18 protein-coding genes are annotated in these 20,108 nt (G+C 71.5%); 13 read left to right on the plus strand and 5 right to left on the minus strand.

The annotated features are described in order from the left end of the window. Window positions 1-160 precede the first annotated feature (160 nt). Window positions 161-1,381, plus strand: coding sequence for an MFS transporter (locus ACFWEP_RS07235; RefSeq protein ID WP_387366960.1), 1,221 nt, complete (start codon window positions 161-163; stop codon window positions 1,379-1,381). Beyond that, window positions 1,378-1,854 carry a DUF2809 domain-containing protein gene (locus tag ACFWEP_RS07240; RefSeq protein ID WP_387366911.1) on the plus strand — a complete coding sequence of 159 codons (477 nt, stop codon included), beginning with the start codon at window positions 1,378-1,380 and terminating at the stop codon, window positions 1,852-1,854. The genes ACFWEP_RS07235 and ACFWEP_RS07240 overlap by 4 nt, the downstream gene beginning before the upstream one ends. Here the strand turns inward: ACFWEP_RS07240 and ACFWEP_RS07245 are convergent. Then, complete coding sequence (locus ACFWEP_RS07245) at window positions 1,818-2,204, minus strand: hypothetical protein (protein ID WP_387366914.1); 387 nt, start codon at window positions 2,202-2,204, stop codon at window positions 1,818-1,820. The two genes, ACFWEP_RS07240 and ACFWEP_RS07245, sit on opposite strands and share 37 nt — an antisense overlap. 169 nt (window positions 2,205-2,373) lie before the next feature. Here ACFWEP_RS07245 and ACFWEP_RS07250 point away from each other — a divergent pair, with 169 nt between their 5' ends. The 3 genes from ACFWEP_RS07250 to ACFWEP_RS07260 all read left to right on the plus strand — a co-directional run bounded on the left by ACFWEP_RS07250 (window position 2,374) and on the right by ACFWEP_RS07260 (window position 6,908). Further along, complete coding sequence (locus ACFWEP_RS07250; protein WP_387366963.1) at window positions 2,374-3,741, plus strand: MFS transporter; 1,368 nt, start codon at window positions 2,374-2,376, stop codon at window positions 3,739-3,741. A 63-nt stretch (window positions 3,742-3,804) separates the two neighbouring features. Next, on the plus strand, window positions 3,805-4,224 hold the full coding sequence (locus ACFWEP_RS07255) for a hypothetical protein (RefSeq protein WP_387366917.1): 420 nt from the start codon (window positions 3,805-3,807) through the stop codon (window positions 4,222-4,224). Further along, the gene (locus ACFWEP_RS07260) at window positions 4,221-6,908 is read left to right on the plus strand and encodes a tetratricopeptide repeat protein (protein ID WP_387366920.1); all 2,688 of its coding nucleotides are present in this window, start codon (window positions 4,221-4,223) and stop codon (window positions 6,906-6,908) included. Before ACFWEP_RS07255 ends, ACFWEP_RS07260 begins: the two co-directional genes overlap by 4 nt. Here ACFWEP_RS07260 and ACFWEP_RS07265 read toward each other — a convergent pair. Next, window positions 6,835-8,076: a flavin-containing monooxygenase gene (locus tag ACFWEP_RS07265; protein ID WP_387366923.1), complete on the minus strand. Its 1,242-nt coding sequence runs from the start codon at window positions 8,074-8,076 to the stop codon at window positions 6,835-6,837. The two genes, ACFWEP_RS07260 and ACFWEP_RS07265, sit on opposite strands and share 74 nt — an antisense overlap. 370 nt (window positions 8,077-8,446) lie before the next feature. Between ACFWEP_RS07265 and ACFWEP_RS07270 the strand changes: the two genes are divergently transcribed. The 3 genes from ACFWEP_RS07270 to ACFWEP_RS07280 all read left to right on the plus strand — a co-directional run bounded on the left by ACFWEP_RS07270 (window position 8,447) and on the right by ACFWEP_RS07280 (window position 14,608). After that, window positions 8,447-9,361: an FG-GAP repeat domain-containing protein gene (locus ACFWEP_RS07270; protein WP_387366926.1), complete on the plus strand. Its 915-nt coding sequence runs from the start codon at window positions 8,447-8,449 to the stop codon at window positions 9,359-9,361. Window positions 9,362-9,422: 61 nt separating this feature from the next. Then, on the plus strand, window positions 9,423-13,913 hold the full coding sequence (locus ACFWEP_RS07275) for a polymorphic toxin-type HINT domain-containing protein (protein ID WP_387366929.1): 4,491 nt from the start codon (window positions 9,423-9,425) through the stop codon (window positions 13,911-13,913). Between the two features lie 41 nt (window positions 13,914-13,954). Further along, window positions 13,955-14,608 carry a hypothetical protein gene (locus tag ACFWEP_RS07280; RefSeq protein WP_387366932.1) on the plus strand — a complete coding sequence of 218 codons (654 nt, stop codon included), beginning with the start codon at window positions 13,955-13,957 and terminating at the stop codon, window positions 14,606-14,608. 69 nt (window positions 14,609-14,677) lie between these two features. On the opposite strand, the gene ACFWEP_RS07285 is transcribed toward ACFWEP_RS07280, so the two are convergent. Continuing rightward, window positions 14,678-15,094 carry a hypothetical protein gene (locus ACFWEP_RS07285; RefSeq protein WP_387366935.1) on the minus strand — a complete coding sequence of 139 codons (417 nt, stop codon included), beginning with the start codon at window positions 15,092-15,094 and terminating at the stop codon, window positions 14,678-14,680. Window positions 15,095-15,216: 122 nt separating this feature from the next. On the opposite strand from ACFWEP_RS07285, the gene ACFWEP_RS07290 reads away from it, so the two are divergent. Together ACFWEP_RS07290 and ACFWEP_RS07295 are read left to right on the plus strand one after the other, a co-directional pair. Beyond that, window positions 15,217-15,993, plus strand: a complete 777-nt coding sequence (locus tag ACFWEP_RS07290) for a Scr1 family TA system antitoxin-like transcriptional regulator (RefSeq protein WP_387366937.1) — start codon at window positions 15,217-15,219, stop codon at window positions 15,991-15,993. Next, complete coding sequence (locus ACFWEP_RS07295; RefSeq protein ID WP_387366940.1) at window positions 15,990-16,298, plus strand: DUF397 domain-containing protein; 309 nt, start codon at window positions 15,990-15,992, stop codon at window positions 16,296-16,298. Before ACFWEP_RS07290 ends, ACFWEP_RS07295 begins: the two co-directional genes overlap by 4 nt. A 27-nt stretch (window positions 16,299-16,325) precedes the next feature. Here the strand turns inward: ACFWEP_RS07295 and ACFWEP_RS07300 are convergent, their stop codons facing one another. Beyond that, on the minus strand, window positions 16,326-16,910 hold the full coding sequence (locus tag ACFWEP_RS07300; RefSeq protein WP_328721179.1) for a hypothetical protein: 585 nt from the start codon (window positions 16,908-16,910) through the stop codon (window positions 16,326-16,328). 41 nt (window positions 16,911-16,951) lie between these two features. Beyond that, window positions 16,952-17,863 (minus strand): zinc metalloprotease HtpX, encoded by a 912-nt coding sequence (htpX, locus tag ACFWEP_RS07305; protein WP_266705497.1) that lies wholly within the window; start codon window positions 17,861-17,863, stop codon window positions 16,952-16,954. Between the two features lie 145 nt (window positions 17,864-18,008). Between htpX and ACFWEP_RS07310 the strand changes: the two genes are divergently transcribed. The 3 genes from ACFWEP_RS07310 (at window position 18,009) to ACFWEP_RS07320 (ending at window position 20,074) form a co-directional block, all read left to right on the plus strand. Beyond that, on the plus strand, window positions 18,009-18,377 hold the full coding sequence (locus tag ACFWEP_RS07310; protein ID WP_387366945.1) for an FKBP-type peptidyl-prolyl cis-trans isomerase: 369 nt from the start codon (window positions 18,009-18,011) through the stop codon (window positions 18,375-18,377). A 125-nt stretch (window positions 18,378-18,502) separates the two neighbouring features. Then, complete coding sequence (locus ACFWEP_RS07315) at window positions 18,503-19,483, plus strand: helix-turn-helix domain-containing protein (RefSeq protein WP_387366948.1); 981 nt, start codon at window positions 18,503-18,505, stop codon at window positions 19,481-19,483. A gap of 216 nt (window positions 19,484-19,699) precedes the next feature. Further along, on the plus strand, window positions 19,700-20,074 hold the full coding sequence (locus tag ACFWEP_RS07320) for a hypothetical protein (RefSeq protein WP_387366951.1): 375 nt from the start codon (window positions 19,700-19,702) through the stop codon (window positions 20,072-20,074). The last annotated feature ends 34 nt before the right edge of the window (window positions 20,075-20,108 follow it).

The raw sequence follows: 20,108 nt of genomic DNA on the forward strand, positions 1-20,108 counted from the left end.
CCTCTTTTAACCTCTTGGTGGTATAGACCTTCGCCTGGTACACCTCTGCGATGTGACGGAGAAGCAACGGAACGGCGCACGCATTCCCGGGCTCGGTGATCAAGGGACCGTACACGCCCCGCGACAGCTCGCCCAGGGGTGGGACCCGGCCGCACCGACGGTGCTTCCCGGGGTCGGTGGCGGCCCGGCCGAGCCGCTCTGGAACCGTAACTTCCGGTACTTCTTCGTCGCCCGCACCGTCGCCCTCTTCGGCGACGGCATGATCCCCGTGGCGCTCACCGCCGGGCTGCTGGGCGCGGGCCGCCCGACCTCCTCCGTGGGATATGCGCTCGCCTCCTGGATGGCCCCGCTGGCGGTGTTCGTGCTCTTCGGCGGGGTGCTCGCCGACAAGTTCACCCCGCGCCGGATGATGGTCGCCGCCGACGTGCTGCGGCTGGCCGGCGCCTCGGCGCTGGCGGTCCTCTTCACCACCGGCAGCCCGCCCCTGTGGGCGGTCTGCTCGCTCAGCGCGGTCGCGGGTGTCGGCGCCGCGCTGTTCCAACCGGGCGTCGCCTCGACCGTGCCCCGGATCTCCACCGACGTCCAGCGCGCCAACGCGGTCCTGCGGGTCTCCGAGGCCCTGATGACGATGGCCGGCCCGGCTTTCGCGGGCCTGCTGGTCGGACTGGCGAGCGCCGGAGCGGTGTACGTCGCCAACGCGGCCACCTTCGCCGTCTCGGGCATCTGCCTCTTCCTGCTGAGACTCGCTCCCGCCCCGCACGACGAAGTGCCGCGCGGCGGTTTCGTCGCCGAACTGGTCGACGGCTGGCGCGAGTTCCGTGCCCGGTCCTGGCTCTGGGGAGTGATTGCGATCTGGACGGTGTACGGCTTCGCCGTCCTCGGCCCGGTCCAGCCGCTCACCGCCGTCCGGATCACCGAAGGCCACGGCTCGGGGACGTACGGCGTGATGATGGCGGTCAGCGGTGCGGGCAGCGTGGTCGGCGGGCTGCTCGCCCTCCGGCTGCGCCCGCGCCGCCCGCTCGCCGCGGGGGCGCTGGCCCTCCCGGCCGTCGCCGTCAACCTGGTGGTGCTGGGCCTCGACCTGCCGGTCGCGGCGCTCGGCGCCGGCCAGGCGGTGGCCGGCGCGGCCTCCGCGTTCTGGCTGGTGATGTGGTCCACGACGGTCCAGACCCATGTGCCGCCCGAGGCGCTGAACCGGCTGCACGCCTACGACGTGGCGGGGTCGCTCCTGATGGTCGCGGCGGGCCGCGCGCTGGCGGGCCCGGTCGCCGAGGCGGTCGGCACGTCCTCGCTGTTCCTGGCGGGCGCCGTGATCAACCTGCTCGTCGTGTCCGCGCTGCTCGTCGCGCGCCCCATCAGCCGACTGGAGCGCGCGGGATGACCGGGGCGGTACGGGGACGGGGGCGGGTCCCCGGGAGGCCCGCCGCCGCGCGCACCCGTGGGGTCGCGGCGGCCTGTGCCGTACTGACCGTCGCCACCGCCCTCGCCGTCCGCGCCGTCTCGGACGGCGAGGGCGGGAAGTACGCGGGCGACGCGCTCTACACGGTGCTGGTCCACGCCCTGGCGGTGCTGGTCGCCCCGCGCGTCCGCCCGGCCCTCGCGGCGGGGGCGGCGCTGGTCCTCAGCTGCGCCGTGGAGGTCGCGCAGTTGACCGGCGTGCCCGCCGGACTGTCGGCCCGCTCGGAGGTGTTCCGGCTGGTGCTCGGCTCGACCTTCAACGCCCCGGACCTGCTCTGGTACGCGGTGGGCGCGGCGTTCTCGTGGGGCGTGCACCGGGCGGTGCGGCGGTGGGCCGCGACGGTGGCGGGCCGGTCCGCTCAGGCCTCGCGGCGGGTCCGCCCCTCGGACTCCTGAAGCTCCAGGAGCCGCAGCACGTGTTCGGCGGTGCGCTTGCGGCTGTTGCCGGAGACCCAGAGCGCGGCGCCGGTCACGGCGAAGGGCACCGAGAGGCCGAGGACGCCGATGAGCTCCGGCCACTGGCGTTCGTCCGCGCAGACGTTCTTGCTGCTCGGCGAGTACACCTCCGACACGGGCGCGCCGCAGTCGATCTCGTGGTCGCCGATGGAGGAGGTGACGCTGAAGGGCACCAGGAGCAGCCAGCCCAGCCACACCAGCAGGACGACCGCGACTGCCACCAGGCCCATGCCCCAGGCGGATCGGGTGGAGGCGCGGCGGTCGAACTCCTGGCGGGTTTCCCAGTACATGGTGATCTGTCCTCGTTGTCGGGGTGGCTGCGGGTGTCGTGGGCCGCAAGGGTGGCTGTGCTTCCGGCAGTTGATCGTACGCATCCCGTACATCTGTCCGAAGGCCGGTGGCCCGATCCCTGCGACAGGTGGCTTCCAGGCCACTCGTCCGTACCCCGTCCCCGGCCGGATGCTCATGGACGTGACCCAGACAACCGAGTGCGCCGCCCGGGGCGAGGGCGAGCGCCGGATTCCGGCCCCGGCCGACAAGTCCCCCCGCCCGTACCGTTTCCCGACCGTCCCCCGGATCCACCGTGCCTGGATCGTCGCCGCCGTCGCCTTCGTGACGATCATCGGCGGCGCCGCGTTCAACGCCCTGCCCGGTCTCCTCATCGACCCGCTGCACGCGGAGTTCCGCTGGTCGCGCGGCGAGATCGGCCTCGCCGTCTCGATCGACCTCGCGCTCTACGGGATCACCGCGCCCTTCGCCGCCGCGCTGATGGACCGGTTCGGCATCCGCCGGGTGGTCGCCCTCGCGCTGACCGTGGTGGCCGCCGGTGCGCTCGGCAGTGTCTGGATGACCGCTTCCTGGCAACTGATGATCTACTGGGGCCTTTTGGTGGGGATCGGTACGGGCTCCATGGCGATGTCCTTCTCCGCGACCGTCGCCAACCGCTGGTTCGTCGCCCGGCACGGCCTGGTCACCGGCATCCTCACCGCCGCCGGAGCCTCCGGCCAGCTGGTCTTCCTGCCGCTCTGCGCCTGGATCGTCAAGGAGCACGGCTGGCAGCCCGCCTCGATGACGGTCGCCCTCGCCGCCCTGGTCGTCGTACCGCTCGTCTGGTTCTTGTTGCGCGACCACCCCGCCGACGTGGGTCTCGCCCCCTACGGCGGTGCGTACACCCGGAAGCCGGCTCCCACCCGGGGCGCCGCCGCCAGGACCCTGCGGGTGCTCTTCGACGCGGCCCGCACCGGACAGTTCTGGCTGCTGGCCGGGGCGTTCGCGATCTGCGGCGCGTCGACCAACGGCCTGATCCGCACCCACTTCGTGCCCTCCGCCCACGACCACCACATGCCGGTCACGGCCGCCGCTTCGCTGCTCGCCGTCATCGGGGTCTTCGACATCGTCGGCACCGTCTTCTCCGGCTGGCTCACCGACCGCTTCGACTCCCGCCGGCTGCTCGCCGTCTACTACGCGCTGCGCGGCATCTCGCTGCTCTTCCTGCCGGTCCTGATGGCGCCCTCGGTGCACCCGCCGATGGTCTTCTTCATCGTCTTCTACGGCCTGGACTGGGTCGCCACCGTCCCGCCCACCATCGCCCTCTGCCGGGAGCACTACGGCGACGACAGCGCGATCGTCTTCGGCTGGGTGCTGGCCTCGCACCAGATCGGCGCGGCCGTGGTCGCGTTCCTCGGCGGAGTGGCCCGGGACGTCTTCGGCTCCTACGACGTCGTCTGGTACTCCGCCGGGGCGCTGTGCGCGGTGGCCGCCTTGATGTCCCTCGTCGTCCGCCGCAAGCCGCTGCCCACGGATGCGCCGACGGTGGTGGCTGCCTGACGGCCGGGACTCGCTGACGCCAACTCCGTTACGGCACGCGGGGACAGGGGCCAGAATGGCTCCATGACGGGGTGGCGCGGAGCGGGCAGGACGACCTGGTGGGTGCTGGCCGGGGCCGGTGCGGCGGTGGCCGTGGGGCTGCTGGTCTGGGTGACGGCGGCGGATCTGGAGCGGTCCAGCCAGATCGCGGGCGTGGTCGGCACGGTGGCCGGGGTGGTCGCGCTGGGGGTGGCGTTCCGGCAGCTCCGGGACGCTGCGCCCTCCGCCCCGGGCCCCGTACCCGCCGACCCGGCTCCCGAGTCCGTACGGGCGGCGGGCGGCTCCAACGCGGCGCGCGGCAGCATCCGGGCCGCCTCCGCGCACGACACCGCGCCCGGCGCCGCACCGGCGGGGGGAGCGGAGACTCCGGGCATCACCGCGACCGGCGGTTCCAACGCGGCCGGCGGCGACATCGACGGCTCGACCGCCCGGCACGGCTCGTGAAGCGCAAGCCCCCGCCCGGCCCGGACACCTCGCCGCTGCCGCCCGTCTCCGCCCGCACGGGGTCCAACGCGGCCGGACGGGACATCCTCAACTCCGTCGCCCTGCACATCGAGAAGGCCACGCTGGCGCCTGCGGAGGCGTACGGCCCCATCCCGGACGACGCGGTGGGCGACGGACTGTCGAACGTGCCGCACGGCGCCCTCTTCGTGGGCCGGTCCACCGCCCTCGACTCGCTGGACACGGCGTTCGCGGAGCCGGGCGGGGTGGTGCTGCGGGCGGTGAGCGGACTCGGCGGGGTCGGTAAGTCCGCCCTCGCCGCCCGCTGGGCGGCCGGGCGCTCCGCGGACCGGCTGAGGTGGTGGATCGGCGCCGACAGCGCGGCAGCCGTCGAAACCGGCCTCGCCGCACTGGCCCGCGCCCTCCAGCCGGGGCTGGCCGGGCTCCCGCAGGAACTCCAACGCGAACGCGCCCTCGCCTGGCTCGCGTCCCACGACGACTGGCTGCTGGTACTCGACAACGTCAACCACCCGGACGACGTACGCCCGTTGCTCGACCGCCTCGGCGGGGGCGGCCGGGTCCTGATCACCACCCGCCTCGCCACCGGCTGGCACCATCTCGCCACCACCGTCCGCCTCGGCGTCTTCGACCCCGCCGAATCCGTCGAGCTGTTCGACCGCATCCTCACCCAGGACGGGCCCCGCGACACCGAGGGCGCGGCCGAGGTGTGCGAGGAGGTGGGCCACCTGGCACTCGCGGTCGAGCAGGCCGCCGCCTACTGCCACGAGAACGGCACGACCCCGCGCGCCTACCTCGCCATGCTCCGCTCCTGGCCCGCCGAGACCTACGCCATCGGCGCGGAGACCACCGACGCGGACCGCACGGTCGCCCGCGTCTGGCGCATCACCCTGGACCGCCTCGCCGACACCCCGCTCGCCGGTGACGTGCTGCGCACCCTCGCCTGGTACGCCCCCGACCACATCCCCCGCGTGCTGCTGGACGAGCTGGCCCCGCCGCCGCTCCTGGCGCGGGCGATCGGCAGGCTGGCGGCCCACAGCATGATCACGGCCGGGCCGGACGGCACTCTGTCCGTGCACCGCCTGGTGCAGGCGCTCGCCCGCACTCCCGACCCGGACGACCCGCACCGCACGGCGGACGCGGTGGCGGAGGCCCGGGAGCGGGCTGCCGACGGGATCCTGGACGCCGCTGGAGACGAGGAGGCGCCGGCCAGTCCGTCCCTGGGCCGGCCGCTCCTCGTCCACGCCGAGGCGCTGGCCGGGAACAGCCGGCCGGAGGACGATACGGAGGCGATGGCCCACCTGCTGGCCTGGATCGCCAGTCGCCTGCTGGAGCAGTACGCCCTGAGCCACGCCGATGTCCTGTTCCGCCGGGCGCTGACCGCCCTGCTCGCGGCCGGGGGTGAGGGCCACTCGGACATGTGGGCCATCCGGAGCAACCTCGCGGGCATCCGGATGGACCAGGGAGAGCCGGAGCGGGCGGCCGAGCTCCTCGAAGAAGTACTCACGGGCATGCGGCGAACCCTGGGGGAGGACCACCCGCACGTTCTCGGCGTCCGGATCAACCTGGCCTCTGCCGCGTACCGGGCCGGGGACGTCGTGCGGGCGGAATCCCTCTTCGACCGCGCCCTCGCCGAGGCGCTCCGCGTCGGAGGCGCCGAACACCCGCGCACCCTGGATGTCAGATCCCGGCTCGCCCACCTGTACGAGGCACGGGGAGACCACCGGCGGGCCCTGGCGATACAGAAAGAGGTGCTCGCCGACCGGGTCCGCATCCTGGGAGAGGACCATCTCGACACCCTTTCCTCGCGCGACGACCTCGCGTACGCCCACGAACGGAGCGGGAATCCGACCCTGGCGGTGCCGTTGCTCCGCAGGAACCTGGACGGCCATCTGCGTCTGCTGGGCGAAGAACACCCCATGACACTCCGCACCCGCAGCCATCTCGCCGAGACCTACAGGTTGGTGGGCAACCCGGCGCGCGCCCTCGGCCTGCACCGCACGAACCTCGCCGACGCGGAACGCCACCTCGGACGGGACCATTCGACGACCCTGGTGATCCGTCACCAACTCGCCATGACCTACCAGAAGATGAAGAGGTACGGCGAGGCCGTCGCGCTGTACGAGGAGGACATCGCCGAGCGCGTTCGGATGCGCGGCCAGGACGACCCCGACGTGCTGCGTGCCCGCCACTTCCTCGCGGGGGCCCTCGCCGAGGCCGGGGAGCACGAACGAGCCCACCTGCTCTACGAGGACGTGCTCGCGGACATGAGGCGGGTCCTCGGCAGGGAACACCGCGACACCCTGGTGGCCCGGTTCAGCGTCGCGCAGAACCTCCTCGTCTCGGGACAGCCCGAGGTGGCGCTGCGCATGCACGAGCGGACCGCCGCCGACCGCGCCCGCATCCTCGGCGCGGACCACCCGGACACCCTGTCGTCCCGGACCCAGGTGGCGATGGCCCTCCTGCTGGTCTTCCGCCCGGCCGAGGGGATCGCCCTGCTGGAGCGCACGCTCGCCGACTGCGCGCGGGCGCTCGGCCCGGACCACCCGCAGACCGTGTCGCTGCGGGAGGACCTGGCCCGCTCGTACGAGACCGTCAGCGAGGCGCTCGGGCGATCCGGTGCGCGATCTTCACCGCGTCCCGGGCCATCTCGCGGAACATTCCGCTGATCGGGTTGGAGAACCCGGTGAAGTACAGCCCCGGCGCCTCCTTCGGCGCCTTCGCGCCGTACGCCACCGGCCGGCCCCGCCCGTCCAGGACGCCGAGGTGCCCGACCAGCCCTTCCAGGGCGCGCCGGTACCCCGTCGCCGCGATCACCGCGTCCGGCGTCAGCCGTGTGCCGTCGGTCAGCACCACCTCCGCGCCCTCGAACGAGGCGATGGCCGCCACCGGCCGCACCCGCCCCGCCTTCACCGCGTCGATCAGCCCCACGTCCTGCACCGGGATCGCCCCGTCCTTGACCCGTGAGTACAGCCCGGTGTCCGGGCGCGGCAGCCCCTGCGCCGCGAGATCCGGCACCGCGGCCTTCGCCATCAGCGCGCCCGCCCGGTCGACCAGCCACACCGGCAGCCGCCGCACCAGGATGCCGGTCGCCTGCGCGGGCCACCCTGCCGTCGAACGCCGCACGATGTGCGGGACCGTACGCACCGCGATCCGCACCTCGGCGGCCCCGCCCTCCACCAGGTCCACCGCGAGCTCGGCCCCGGTGTTCCCGATCCCCGCGACGAGCACGCTCCGGCCCGCGTACGGTGCCGGGTTCCGGTACTGGGCCGCGTGCACCAGCTCCCCGGACCAGGTCTCCCGGCCGGGCCAGTCGGGTATCCGGGGCGTGTGGTTGAAGCCCGTCGCGACGACGACCGCGCGCCCCGTCAGGACCCGCCCGCCGGTCGCCGAGAGCACCCAGCCGGCCCCGTCCGGCGCCCGGTCGATCCGGGACACCTCGACGCCGGTGATCACTTCGAGCTCGTGGAACTCGGCGTACTTCTCCAGGTACCGCACCACGTCGTCCCGGCCCACCCAACGCCCGAACTTCCGGGGCATCTTCAGCCCCGGCAGCGCCGACCACCGCCGGGTGGTGTGCAGATGGAGCCGGTCGTAGTGCCCGCGCCAGGAGGCGCCGACCTTCGGCGCCTTCTCCAGCACGACGACCCGCACCCCCCGCGCGCGCAGCGCGGCGGCAGCCGCGAGGCCACCGGGCCCGCCCCCGATCACGTAGACGGGGCGGTCCTCCGTACGGTCGATGGAGGCCGGGATCACGGCGGGTCGATCAGTGGCGCCATCGGGGGCGCGATCGGCGGGAAGAGCGGAACTGCCGTCGGGGGGCGCGGTGTCGGACATGAGCGTCGAGCCTAATCGCGTGGTACCTGAATGGGTCTCGGCGAAGACCGGAATCCATTGCGAATCGATCACGGGACGCGGTCGGTTGAGGGCTCGTCACGCACGGGTTCGATCCGAGGGTCGAGCGGTGACCGGAGGCGGTTCCGTGCCGTGGCAGTCGGGGGGAGCGTGCCGCCGGATGTGAGGGGCGCGTAATGGAATCTGCCAAATTCATTCATAAGTTGTTCAAATTTTTGCATGAATGCGCCTATGGTTGCCGGGTCGTGGGGCTCATGTCCCCCGGCGCGCGGGCCGTTGGGGGGCGGCCGTTGCATGACGACCCCTCATGCACCGGCCGCGCCAACCCTCCACGCAAGGATGCTCGCGCCTCATGTTCAGCAGACTGAAACACTTCCCGCGCCGAACGGCGGTCGCGTCGGCGGCCGTCGGGATCGTCGCACTCGGAGTCGGCACCGCGACCGCGCTGCCCGCGCTCCCCTGGTCGTCCGCGTCCGCCTCGGACGAGGTCCAAGGGGCGCAGACGCAGGCCGCGGCCGCGACCGGCGCGCCGATGCTTCCGCTGTTCGCCCGCAAGTCCACGGGCCATCTCTACGACTACGAACCGACGGGCTCCGGAGGCTGGAAGACCGCGTACGACATGGGTGGCGGCTTCAGCGCCGCCGACGCCTTCGCCCGGGTGCGCACCTCGGAGGGCGGTACGGCCACCGACCTGTACTTCAGGATCGGCAACGTCCTGTACTACACGGCGGAACGCGGCAACGACACGAAGATCATCGGCAGTGGTTGGAGCCAGTACAACCTGCTGATGTCGCCGGGCAACATGGTCGGTACCTCTCAGGACGAACTCGTCGCCCGTGACGCGGCCGGCGCGCTCTGGCTCTACCAGAGCAAGGCCGACGGTGCCCTCGCCACCCGTGTCCGGATCGGCTCCGGCGGCTGGAACGGGATGAACGCGATCGTCGGCCGGGGCGACTACACCGGCGACGGCAAGGGGGATCTGCTCGCCAGGTCCACCACCGGCACGCTCTACATCTACCCCGGAACCGGGAACGCCGCAGCGGACGCCGGACTCGGGGCCCGCATCACCGTGGGGACCGGGTGGGAGGCGTACAAGACCCTCGTGTCCACCGGGGACAACAACGGTGACGGGAAGCCCGACCTGATCGGGATCGACTCCGCGGGCGCGTCGTGGCTCTTCAAGGGGACCGGCAAGTCGGCCTCCCCCTTCGAGGCCAGGGTGCAGAACGGCACCAGCGGCTGGGCCTCCTTCGACGCGTACTTCTGAGCGCCGGACCGCCGCGCTCACCGCACACCCTCCACACCTGAACCCGAACGGCTGATCACGCATGCGTAGAAACACCCTACTTTCACCCAACCGGCCGCGTCCGCCTGGCCGGTGGACACGACTGCTGAGCTCGACCGCGCTCGCCACCGCGCTGGCGGTCGCGGTGACCGGCAACCAACTCCCCGCACCCGCACAGGAACTCGCGCGCACCGACCTCGCAGCCGACACCGAGGTGCCGGCCTTCGACCCGGACGCCCAGGTGGCGATGCGTGAGGAGCAGTGCCTGCTCGACTACGCCCTTCGCAAGGGTGGCCAGGAACTCAAGGCCGTCGCCCGCGCCGGCCTCAACGGCACCGAGGCGGATCTGCACAAGTACGCCGACAGCGCCTACTGGTACAACGGTGAAACACCCCTCGCCCTCGCCTTCGCCAAGGATCACGCATGGGTCGAGGCGAAGAGCGACGAGGTGAGCGCCCGCCCCGACGTGTGGGAGCAGTCGCTCGACGTCGAGACGCCGCCGCCCGGATACACGTACACGGGATTCCAGTGGGTCGAGAACAAGGACGACCCCTTCGACGCCACCGGCCTGGGCGTCTGGCTGGGAGAGGAGTTCTGGAAGGACGAGTTCGACCTCTACGACGACCAGACGCCGCTCGCAGGTGACCCGTCGGTGGCCGCCGTCAACGCGATAGCGGAGACCCGGTACCCGGACACCTACCCGTACCCGGATTACCCGGATTACGAGGGACGGCTGGCGTTCGAGGACATGACGTTCATGCACGAGATGTACGCCGACGACGCGCGCCTCTTCCTCCAGCACGGCGGATTCCCCGAGACGGCTCCCGACCCGGACAGCATGGAGTTCCGGGTCGACGTCGAGGGGCTCAAGTCCCGCTTCGCGTCCTGCACCACGGGCAACCCGCAGGACCCACGGAACGTTCTCGGCGAGGAGATCCGGGTCGCCTCCACCGAGTGGCAGGCCGAACTCGCCTCGCAGCGGACGCAGCGTGACGCGATCATGGTCGCCGAGTCCCAGGCGTCCAGGCAGCTGACGATCGGGTCGCAGGCCATGGGTGAGGCCCTCGGCCAGTCGATCATCGCGAGCCGTCTGACGGACTGGCAGGCCTACTGGCTGAAGCAGCCGACCACCGCGACCGACTACCCCACCGCTGCCGAGTTCGCGCAGGTAAAGACGGACATCGCGAGTGCGCAGGCACGCGCGCAGGGTCGCGTCTTCGTCGCCGCCCGCGCCGCGCTGGCCGCGAGGGACGAGGCCGCCAAGGCCGAGTCGGCGAAGCAGGCCGCGTACGCGACCGCGGACGCCGCAGGACAGCCGCGCGGCCGTGGCCTCATGTACGGCCAGCAGGCCGTACAGGTCGCCAAGGCGTCGGCAGCGGCCGCGCTGGCGGCCTCCAAGGCCACCGAGACCGCGGCCAACGCGACCCGCGCCTCCGCCGCCGACAGCAAGACGCTGATGGCACTCGCCCAGACCCAGGCGCACGCCTCGGCCGCCGAGTTCCGCCGGATCGCCGCGCAGGAGGCCGCCGCCCAGGCGAAGGCCGCTGCCGACGGCGCCGCTCTGCAGGCGACCAAGGCCGCCGAGAACGCCACCAAGGCCAAGGCCGCGCAGGCCAAGGCCGAAGCCGCCGAGCAGACCGCCAAGGCCGCGGCGGCCGATGCCAAGGCCAAGCGGCTCACGGCGGAGGCCGAGCGGGACAAGGCCGAGACCCAGAAGAACATCGCGGCGTCCGAGAGGGCGAAGGCGGCTGCGGCGGAGGACCGGGCGCAGGCGGAACGCGCGTCTGCCGCGTCGGCGTTGAGCGCCGCACAGACCGCCGGCACCACTGCGGCCACCAAGAAGGACGAGGCACTGGCGGCCGAACGCAGAGCCGTCACGGCCCGCAACAACGCCCTCCAGGCCGAGAGCGACCGCGACGCGGCGCTGTCCCGGATGTACGCCTACGACGCGAAGGCCGAGGCGGACGACGGTACCGAGGCCGCGGAGGCGTCCCGCGCCGCCGCGACCCAGGCCCGCACCGCCGCCGACAACGCCACCACGGCCGCGTCCAACGCCCGTGCCGCGGCGAACGACGCGACCACTGCCGCGTCCAACGCCCGTGAGGCTGCGACCAAGGCGCAAGCGGCCGCCTCGCGCGCGAAGGCGGCTTCGGACGCCGCGCAGCGGGACGTGGCGATCACCCACGCGGCCGTGACGAAGGCGCACGCCGCCGCGGCGGACGCCATCGACGCGTCCGAGGCCGCCGCGCAGAACGTGCGCGCCGCCAAGGCGCTGGCCGACACCGCGAAGGCCAAGGCCGCCGAGGCGAAGGCCAACGCGGCCCTCTCCCGGCTGGAGGCCAACAGCGCGGCCGCGTCGGCAGTCCAGACGGCCGGCTTCGCCTACGCCACCGCGCAGGCCGCGCTCGCCGCCCGTGACTCGGCGGCCCAGGTCATCAAGCCGGCCAACGACGCCATCGAGCTCGGCTCGCCGTACAAGGAGACCGATTCGTCGGCCGGCCTCGCGGTGCTGACCGGGCAGGGCGCGAAGACCGCGGCCCAGCAGCAGGCGGCGCTCGCCCAGGCGAAGGCCAGCCAGGCGGCCAAGGCTTCCACGGAAGCGGCGGCACTCGCCGCCAAGGCCGATGCCGATGCCAAGGTAGCCGCGACGGCGGCGGCCGAGGCCGCCGACTCCGCCTCCAAGGCGCTGGCATCCGTGGCCAAGGCGCAGGTGTCCGCGGCCGAGGCGAGTGCGGCGGCCAAGGCCGCGGTGAAGGCCGAAGCCAACACCGTCGAGTACGACCGGCAGGCCACCGCCGACGCGGCGGCGGCCCTCAACGCGTCCGACACCGCGAGCGGATACGCCTCCCAGGCTGCGGCCTCCGCCGACGCGGCGGAGCAGGACGCCGCCTCGGCCCGCAGCGCCGCGACCGCGGCGGAAGGCGACGCCGCCACCGCCCGGGGCATCGCCGACCAGGCAGAGGCCGACGCCACCGAGGCCGAGGCTTCGGCGGCACGGGCTCAGCAGGCGGCCAAGGAGGCCCAGGAAGCGGCCACCCGGGCCGAGGAAGCGGAGACCAGAAGCACGGTCGACAGCGGTGGTGCCACCGGCATCGGGAAGCTGTTCACCAAGCAGAAGCTGGTGCAGAAGGGCGACCCCGTCCCGCAGAACGACTGTGTCCTCGACATCGGCTTCGGCGGCTGCACGGTCAAGTACAAGCTGACGTTCGACGTCACGGTCGACTTCTACCTCTGCCAGGACGAGGACCTCGAAGAGGCGGCGACCGCGGCGAACTGCCCGGCCGACGCGGTCCTCTGGCTCGGCAACGAGGTGCACGAGAACCAGACGGCCTACGTCGACAGGTACTTCAGCCGGTTGGAGATCACCATGATCTTCGACAAGATGGTGCTCCAGACGCTCTGGGTCATCCTGACGGACGACTTCGTCCAGTGCGCCAAGGGCAGCGTCAGCGGATGTCTCTGGGCGGCCAGCAACTTCATCCCGGGGAAGAAGATCGCGGACGCCATCGACGCGGTCCGCGCCCTCGACGCCGCGATGCACACGGGAATCGGCGTCACCGACGCCTTCCGCGCGCTGAAGACCCTCGACCTGGACCCCGCCGTACTCGCCAACATCGAGCGCCAGGTCAACGTCCTGGAGGACGCCTTCACGGCGTGCCGCGTCAACAGCTTCCCCGCCGGCACCCAGGTGCTGATGGCGGACGGCTCGCACCGGGCGATCGAGGACGTGCGGCAGGGAGACCTGCTGACGTCGAGCGACCCGCTCGGCGGGGCCCCGCGCGCCGAAGCGGTGACCGACACCTTCCGGCACGGCACCGACCGTCTGGTCGAGATCTCGCTGGGCGGCGGCTCCACGCTCACCAGCACGGCGGGCCACAAGGTCTACACCGCCGAGGCCGGCTGGACCCTCGTCGCCGATCTGCGCACCGGTGACCGGCTGCGCGGCCCGGACGGCTCGCTCCACGCGGTGACCTCGGTGGTCGACCGCTCGGGGCTCGCCTCCCGTACGGTCTACGACCTCACGGTCGACTCCCTGCACACGTTCTATGTCAGCGCGGGAGGCTCCCGGCCCAGGGACGTGCTGGTCCACAACTGCATGAACCTCAAGCTCCACGAGGGCGCGGACGGCGGTCACACCTACCTGGACCACATCGACGCCGACGCGGAGAGGGCGACGGCCAACGCGGCGGAAAACTTCAAGAAGAACCCCAACGGTTCGGGAACCAGCAGCGTCTGGAACGACGAGGCCACCGCGGTGGCCTCGGTCGAGACCGCCTTCCAGAAGTGGCTCATGAAGCCCAAAGGCGTCAACCAGACGAAGCTCAACAACTGGATGAAGAGGACCGACCCCTCGTCGAACAGCGCCCTCGACCTGTTCCCGGCCATCAGGATGAAGATCGACGACGCCGCGTCGCTCGGCAAGGCCTACGACCGCTTCGGAGATTGGACCAGAACCGGGGGCACGGTGGTCATCGTGCTGAAGCGGTCCAAGCACAAGCCGGGGTACATGGTCTACACCGCGTTCCCGGAGTAGCGGGGAGCATCGGGGAGACTGACGGAGGAGCGGAGGGAGGAATGACCGTGGGACTGCAACGCCACGAGATATGGGTCGACCTGGGACTCAGCGGGCTGACCAAGTGGTTCGGTGGCCCGTGGAACCCCGGGGCGACCACATCCGGGATGATCGCCGAGATCGCCGACTGGGGCGAGGGCGGATTCGCGCCCCTGCTCCTGGAGGACGCTCTCCGGGTGCTGAACTCGCCGATCCCCACCAGGACGGCCGACACCGTGCTGTGCGCGGCACTGGGTCGGGCCTACGGCCCCGACTTCGGCGGCCCGGGCCTGCTGCGCCATATCGTGGGGGCTTGCGTCGAACGCGTCCGGCGGGACGACCCGTCGTACGAACCGGTGCCACCGGGGCCCTCCCCGTACGTGGGACTCGCCGGCGAGGTGCTGGCCGAGATCGACGAGGCGGGACCCACGCTGAGCTTGTCCGTCGCCGGCACCCCCGGCCGGGACGTTCCCGGACTGGTACCGGCGTTGGAGCAGTTCGTCACCGAGGTCGATCCCGACCTGGGCTTCCGGCTCTTCCTGCGCGCCATGAAGATGTACGCGGTCCCGATCACCGCCGAGCAGTACACGAACTACCTGGCCCTGGGGAAGAAGTTCGGCTACCACGAGGAGGTCGTGGACGACGGGAACCTTCAGATCCCCGACTCCCTGGACTGACGGCGGGCCGCACACGGCACAGAGCGAACCCCGAGGGCGGTCCGGATTTCACGGGCCGCCCTCGGGCATCTACCCGTCCGAGTCGGCCTCCCATGCCAACTGCGCCCGCACCAGCCCGTACAGCAACTCCGGGTCCACGTACTCACCCTCCTCCGGCGACCCGCACCGCCAGCTCAGCGGGTAGGTGTTGCCCTCGGCGGCGGGGATACCGACCCAGTGGTCCCGGGCGGCCGGGCCGAAACAGGTGGCACCGGGAGGCCAGTCGAACTCCTTGCTCGATCCGGGCGGGATCAGGAAGTACGTCCACCGCGCCCCCGCGATCTCCCGCACCACCGGACCGGGCTCACCCGCAGTGAGCGAGATCAGGTGGTGGACGACCGCCTCACCTCGTACGCCCTTCAACCGGATCGCGTCGAAGTGAATTCCGGTCAGGTGGAGTTGATGTCCGGCCACCGGGACCCATTCGGGGAGTTTCTTGTTCGTCATGGCTACGAGAATCCCGCTGGTTGCCTAGCGTGACCAGTACGACACGGTCCACATCGGGTGATGTGGGGGAGAAGGCGGTGGCTGTGGGAACGAGTGGTGAGCCCTCGGGAGTACGACGGCTCGTGGGGGACCTGATCCGCATCCATCGGACGCGCGCGGGGCTCACGCAGAAGGAGTCGGCGGACCGACTCCTCATCTCCGAATCGCTGGTGGGCGCCTACGAACGGGCCGAACGCATCCCGTCGTTGGAGTTCCTGCACGACGCCGATCGGGTGTTCGACGCGGGCGGGGCGTTGAAGGCGTGCGTCGAGTTGGTGGACGAGGAGAAGTACTCGCCCCGCTTTCTGAACTGGGCGAGGTTGCAGAGAGACGCGCGTGTGATCAGCGGTTACGAGACGATGCTGATTCCGGGGCTCCTCCAGACGGAGACGTATGCGTACGCCGTCTACCGGTCCCGCAAACCGGCCTACGCGGAGGACGAGATCGTCCGGCATGTCGAAGCGCGACTCGAACGGCAACCGGTGCTGACCAGGGCAGACCCGCCGCACGTCGGCTTCGTCATCGAGGAGTCGGTCCTGGAGAAGTCCCTGGGCGGGCCTGCTGTGTTGAAGGAACAGCTGCTCCACCTGCTGGACTGCATCGAGCGGCTGAACCATCTGACGGTACAGGTCGTGCCCTCCAACCAGCACACCCACGCAGGGCTGATGGGGCCCATGCAGTTGATGAACACGGCGGAGGGCCGCAGTCTGGTGTACGTGGAGGCGCAGGGCGGCGATAGGTTGATCTCCAAGCCCGAGCAGGTCAGCGATCTGACCGAGCTCTTCGGCATCCTGCGGGCCCAGGCACTCAACCCCTGGGAGTCCGTCGAGCTCATCGAGAAGAAGGCGGGGCAGTTGTGAGCACAGGTTCCGGACTGGCGTGGTTCAAGTCCAGCTACAGCGGCAACGAAGGCGGGGCCTGCGTCGAGGTCGCGTACACCTGGCGCAAGTCCAGCTACAGCGGCAACGAGGGCGGCGAGTGCGTCGAGGTCGGCTACGACTGGCACAAGTCCTCCTACAGCGGCAACGAGGGTGACGCGTGCGTGGAGGTGGCCGCCTGCCCCCGGGCCGTCCACGTCCGGGACTCCAAGGTGAACGACGGCCCGACCTTCGCCGTGGCTCCCGACGCCTGGACCGCTTTCCTCGCCGGAGCCGTCAGCGCCTGACCCGTACCGCTCGCTCCCGCGTACGGTTCACAGGCCCGGCGCGCCCCACACCGGGAACCACCGGGCCAGCTCCTTCTCCACCCGCAGGTCGTCCCCGAGTGCGGCGCGGACCTGGAGCTCCAGGCCGTTGTCCCGCTTCTCCGCGCCGCCGGGAGCCGGGGCGAACGGGTAGAAGGTGCCGCGCTTGTACAGGTACACCAGCGCCAGCGAGCGGCCTGCCGGGTCGCGGAAGCCGATCAGCGAGCAGAGCAGGTGCGGGCCGAAGCCGCCGTCCTGGAGCAGCGTGTTCACCGCGTGCAGGTCGTTGACCAGCGCGGCGGTATCCTCCGGCGGCTGCTGGGCGAGCAGCCACGTGTAGCCGTAGGCGTCCTGGCTGAACTCCACCGGCACCCCGCCCCGGTCCGTGTCGGCGTCCAGCAGTTCCCGGACGTCCTGCTGGAGGCGCGCGAAGTTGGCGCCCTCCACCCCCGCGAAGCAGACCGAGCCGAGGCCGGACGGCGTGAAGCCGGTGGCGGCCTGGAGGGTCAGGGCGGCGGACGGTACGGCGAAGAGCTGGTCGAGATCGGGACGGACGGGCTTGCTCCGCCCGAGGATCGCGTCGAACAGACCCACGGAAGGCTCCTCCAGGATGAGCGGACCACTGGTGACCGGGGCTACGGGCGGGACAGGTCGGCGGAGATGCGGGCCAGCTGGTCGAGTCGCTGTTCCAGCGTCGGGTGCGAGGAGATCAGCCGGCTGAAGCTCTCCTTCGAGGAGAACGCGGGGACGAAGTAGAAGGCGTTGTACGGCTCAGCCTTCCGCAAGTCCTCCGTGGGTATGCGCGCCATCTGCCCGCTGACCTTCGTCAGCGCGGAGGCGAGCGCCGAGGGGCGGCCGGTGAGCAGGGCGGCGGTGCGGTCGGCGGAGAGCTCGCGGTAGCGGGAGAGCAGCCGCGTGAGCAGGAAGCTGAGCGCGTAGACGACCGCGCTGATCAGCGGGATCAGCATGACGATGATGCCCGCCGGGTCGTTCCCCCGGCTGTTGCGGGCGAAGCCGCCCCACAGGGCCACCCGGGTGATGATTCCCGCCAGCACGCCCAGGAACGACGCGATGGTCATGACCGCCACGTCCCGGTGGGCGACGTGCGACATCTCGTGCGCGAGGACGCCCTCCAGCTCCTCCGGCTCCAGTCTCCGCAGCAGCCCGGTGGTGGCGCAGACCAGGGCCGACTTCTCGTTCCGGCCGGTCGCGAAGGCGTTCGGCACGTCACTCTGCGCGATGGCCACACGGGGTTTCTTCATGTCCGCCAGCGCGCAGATCCGGTCGATCGCCCCGTGCAGCTCCGGCGCCTCCTCGGGGGTGACCTCGCGGGCGCCCATCCCGTACGCGGCGATCCTGTCGCTGAACCAGAACTGCACGACGAACAGCCCGCCGGTGATGATCAGGATCACCGCCCACGAGCCGGGCAGCACGGCCAGCAGCACTCCGACCAGGACCACGTAGAGCAGACCGATGAAGAACATGGTCGACACCATGCGCGTGGTCAGCCCCCGGTCCGGGGCGTAGCGGGATCGGGTCCTGGCCATGGTGCCTCCAATGCCTCGTATGCCTCCATGGTGCTCCTGTCCGCCGAAAAGGGGATCGAGTCCACGGTGAGGCCCCGCCGGATAGCGTGATCAGCGGCGTACGGAGACTTCCGGCGACCGGAGCACGGACAGGAGAGAGGCCGCGATGGAGAAGCCCGAGATCGATCCCCCCGCAGGAGACCCGCCCACCGAACTGCGGATCAGGGACATCGTCGTCGGCGACGGCAAGGAGGCGGAGCGCGGCCAGGTGGTCCGGGTCCACTACGTCGGAGTCACCTTCGCGACGGGGAAGGAGTTCGACTCCTCCTGGGAGCGGGACGAGCCGTTCAAGTTCGCCATCGGCGGCGGCCGGGCCATCAAGGGCTGGGACCGGGGCATCGTGGGGATGAAGGTAGGTGGCCGGCGCGAGCTCGTCATCCCGCCGCGCCTTGCCTACGGCAAGCAGTCGCCCTCCTCCCTGATCCCGCCGAACTCGACGCTCGTCTTCGTGGTGGACCTGATCCAGGCGTCGTGACGCGGAGACGGCCGTGAGACGGCGGCCGGGCGGACCCGTGCCGCCGCGCCCGGCGAACAACTCCAGTGAGAGCGGGGACGCGCGTTGCTAACGTGACGGGACATGGTCAATCGAGGGGGGATCGGATGATCGGGACCGTTTTCCGCAGCGAGGACTTACCGGTGGGCGAGCGCGTGGAGTGGTGGCGGGAGCTGGCGGCGGAGGCCCTGTCGCCCACGTCGATCGTCCCCGAGCGCGCCGACGACTTCCGGGCATGCCTCCGGCTGGTGTCACTCGGGGCCACACAGCTGACGGCGCTGTCGTACCCGTCGCTGCGCGCACGCCGCACGCCCGCGCTGATCCGCCGCTCCGACCCCGAGCTGTACCACCTGTACCTCGCGCAGAAGGGCGGCCAGCGCATCTGCCACGGGGGACGCGACGTGACGATGGGAGCCGGGGACCTCCTGCTGTACGACAGCTCCCGCCCGTCCGACTGCCAGGTCTTTCCCGCACCCGGGGAAATGATCGAGGGAATCATCGTCAGCGTGCCGCGCACCGCCGTCTCCCTCCCCGCGGCGAAGGTGGAGCGCCTGTTGGCGACCCCGCTGCCCGGCGACAGGGGCACGGGGGTGCTCCTGTCCCACTTCCTCTCAGGTCTCACCGCCGAGTCCGCCGCGCTCGGGCCGAGCGAGGTCGTACGCCTGGGCGCGGTCACTCTCGACCTGGTCACCGCGTTCCTCGGACAGCACCTGGACGCGGTCGACGCCCTGCCCGCTGAGCGCCGTCAGGGAGCCCTGATGGCAGGCATCCACTCCTTCATCGAGCGCAACCTCGGTGACCCGCAGCTGTCACCCGGTGCGATCGCCGCCGCCCACCACATCTCCGTCCGGTACCTGCACCTGCTCTTCCAGCAGCGCGGCGGCGGCACGGTCTCCACCTGGATCCGCCGACGCAGGCTCGAACGGTGCCGGCAGGACCTCACCGATCCTCTGCTGCAGCAGCAGCCCCTCCGCGCCATCGCTGCCCGCTGGGGTTTCCGGCATCCGGCCGACTTCAGCCGGGCGTTCCGTGCCGCCCACGGCGTGCCGCCGGGGGACTACCGGCAGCAGGCCCGGCACGGTGCGTAGTGCGCTCGGGGCCAAGACCTCTGCGCGGACCGCCAACGACTTCGGCCACGTCCTCGGGAAAGGTCGTTCCCGGGCGCCGAGGGCGTACAGGACATGCCCGGCGGGACGGTCCGGCGAGTACTCCGCCCGGTATTCCGGAACGGAGACCGTAGCCGGTCCCCCGTATCGGCGACGAGGCACGGTCCTGGAGGCAGGGCCGGAGGAGGCACTGTGGGAATGCGACAGATCAAGCGCAAGGCCGGAGTGGTGCTCGCGGCCACCGCGCTCCTGACAGGTGTGTCCGGGCTCGCCGCGAGCTCGGCGCAGGCGGCGGAGACGGCGACCTGTTGGGGCACGAACGTGACGAACAACTCCAGTCTCGAAACCACCATGAAGGGCACGTACAACCTGAAGGTCGGCATCGGCGTCGTCTGCGGCAACGTCCGCTCCGTGCCCTCCGGATCCACCTTCTACGTGTGGTGCGGCGCCTACAACCCGGACTCTGATGTGCTGTGGTTCCTGGGCAGGGTCAAGGGAGACTCCACGTCCAAGATCGGCTACATGTCCTCCGACAACCTGAACTACGTCAGCGGGACCTGGAGTTACTGCTGAGCGATCACGCACGGGGGCGGACGGCATCGCCGTC

The sequence above is a fragment of the Streptomyces sp. NPDC060198 genome (genome assembly GCF_042728415.1).
Taxonomy (GTDB): domain Bacteria; phylum Actinomycetota; class Actinomycetes; order Streptomycetales; family Streptomycetaceae; genus Streptomyces.